We start from the raw sequence: 2252 nt of genomic DNA, 5'->3' as shown, positions 1-2252 counted from the left end.
TGCTCGCGACGGCCGGCAGCGCATCGATCGCGCTGACCGACGGCCGCACCGCGACCGCGCGCGCCGCGCAGACGGGTGTCGCCGATCTCGTGCTGGTCGACCTTGCGCGCGATTACGCACAGGCCGGGCTCGTTGCGCTGACGCGCGCGCTCCAGTGCAGCGATGCGGCTTACGCGGACGCGGTCGGCCTGTTCCAGCAGGCGGGCTTCCGCGTCGTCGGCGTCGCGGACGTGCCGGGCATGGTCGCGATGCGTACCGTCGCGATGCTCGCGAACGAGGCGGCCGACACGGTGAACCAGGGCGTGTGTTCGCCCGCCGATCTCGATCTCGCGATGGAGAAGGGCGTGAACTACCCGTGCGGCCCGCTCGCGTGGGCCGATGCGATCGGCATCGGCCGCGTGCATCGCGTGCTGTCGAACCTCGCGGCGAGCTACGGCGAGGACCGCTATCGCGTGTCGCCGCGCATCGCCGCGCTGCATGCGGCTGGCCGCACGTTCCGGTCGTAGCCGTCGACCCCGTCACTTCGAACACGATAACGACATCACTCCATTGGAGGAGCACCCCGATGACTCACCCGACGCATCCCGCCGCCGCCCTCGAGCCGATCGAGACCGCCAGCCGCGACGAACTGCAGGCGCTGCAGCTCGAGCGCCTCAAGTGGTCGCTGCGCCACGCATACGACAACGTCCCGCACTATCGCCGCACGTTCGATGCGGCAGGCGTGCATCCGGACGACCTGAAGTCGCTCGCCGATCTCGCGAAATTCCCGTTCTCGACCAAGAACGACTTGCGCGACAACTATCCGTTCGGGCTGTTCGCGGTGCCGCGCGAGCAGGTCGTGCGCGTGCACGCGTCGAGCGGCACGACGGGCAAGCCGACGGTGGTCGGCTACACCGCGCGCGACATCGATACGTGGGCGAACGTCACCGCGCGCTCGATCCGCGCAGCGGGCGGCCGCCCGGGCGATACGCTGCACAACGCGTTCGGCTATGGCCTCTTCACGGGCGGCCTCGGGATTCACTACGGCGCGGAACGGCTCGGCTGCATGGTCGTGCCGATGTCGGGCGGGCAGACCGAGAAGCAGGTGCAGCTGATCCGCGATTTCGAGCCGAAGATCATCCTCGTCACGCCGTCGTACATGCTGAACCTGATCGACGAGATGGTGCGGCAGGGGATGGACCCGGCCGAGTCGTCGCTGAAGATCGGCATCTTCGGCGCGGAGCCGTGGACGCAGGCGCTGCGCGAGGAAGTCGAGACGCGCGTGGGCATCGACGCGCTCGACATCTACGGGCTGTCGGAAGTGATGGGCCCGGGCGTCGCGTGCGAATGCGTCGAGACGAAAGACGGCCCGGTGATCTGGGAAGACCATTTCTACCCGGAAATCATCGATCCGGTCACGGGCGAAGTGCTGCCCGACGGTAGCCAGGGCGAGCTCGTGTTCACGTCGCTGACGAAGGAAGCGATGCCGGTGATCCGCTACCGCACCCGCGACCTCACCGCGCTGCTGCCGCCGACCGCGCGCGCAATGCGCCGTCTCGCGAAGATCACCGGTCGCTCCGACGACATGCTGATCGTGCGCGGCGTGAACGTGTTCCCGAGCCAGATCGAGGAGATCGTCGTCGCGCTGCCGCAGCTGTCGGGCCAGTTCCAGATCACGCTGTCGCGCGACGGTCACATGGACCGGCTCGACCTCGCGGTCGAACTGCGCTCCGAAGTGGCCGCGTCCGTCAGCGAAAGCGATCGCGCGGCGCTTGCGCGCGAACTGCAGCACCGGATCAAGACCATGGTCGGCGTGTCGTCCGGCGTGACGGTGCTGGCGGCGGGCGGCATTCCCGCGACCGCGACCGGCAAGGCCCGGCGCGTGATCGACCGCCGCCAAGCCGCGTAATTCCCCTGTTTGCCGTTCTACCCGAGGAAACCTGTTCGATGGATGGATTGAAGACCCTGGCCGTCACGGTCGATGCGCGCGGCATCGCAACCGTCGCGCTGCAGCGCGGCGACGTGCTCAACGCGTTCGACGAGACGATGATCGCGGAACTGACCGACGCGTTCACCACGCTCGGCCGGCGTGACGACGTGCGCGCGATCGTGCTGCGTTCGGAGGGCCGCGCGTTCTGCGCGGGCGCCGACCTGCAGTGGATGCAGCGTGCGAGCGCGAACGACGCGGCCGCGAACCTGCGCGACGCGGAGCGATTCGCCGCGATGATGCGCGCGATCCGGCAATGCCCGAAGCCGACGGTGGCGCGCGTGCA

The 2252-nt window shown here is 68.9% G+C and carries 3 protein-coding genes; all 3 read left to right on the top strand.

Annotation, left to right across the window (positions count from 1 at the left end; translation table 11 throughout):
- Positions 1–506 (top strand): 3-hydroxyacyl-CoA dehydrogenase family protein (locus tag G3N99_RS39275; protein ID WP_241012080.1); only part of this gene is annotated, 506 nt, incomplete at its 5' end.
- A 59-nt stretch (positions 507–565) separates the two neighbouring features.
- Positions 566–1888, top strand: coding sequence for a phenylacetate--CoA ligase PaaK (paaK, locus tag G3N99_RS39270; RefSeq protein ID WP_174943010.1), 1323 nt, complete (start codon positions 566–568; stop codon positions 1886–1888).
- A 38-nt stretch (positions 1889–1926) separates the two neighbouring features.
- Positions 1927–2252: enoyl-CoA hydratase-related protein (locus G3N99_RS39265; RefSeq protein ID WP_206125086.1), on the top strand; the 326-nt coding region annotated here is incomplete at its 3' end.

The sequence above is a fragment of the Burkholderia sp. Ac-20392 genome (genome assembly GCF_017104585.1).
In the GTDB taxonomy this organism is placed as follows: Bacteria; Pseudomonadota; Gammaproteobacteria; order Burkholderiales; family Burkholderiaceae; genus Burkholderia; species Burkholderia lata.
The sequence above is the reverse complement of the archived record's forward strand: the minus strand, read 5'-3'. Positions and strand labels throughout refer to the sequence as shown.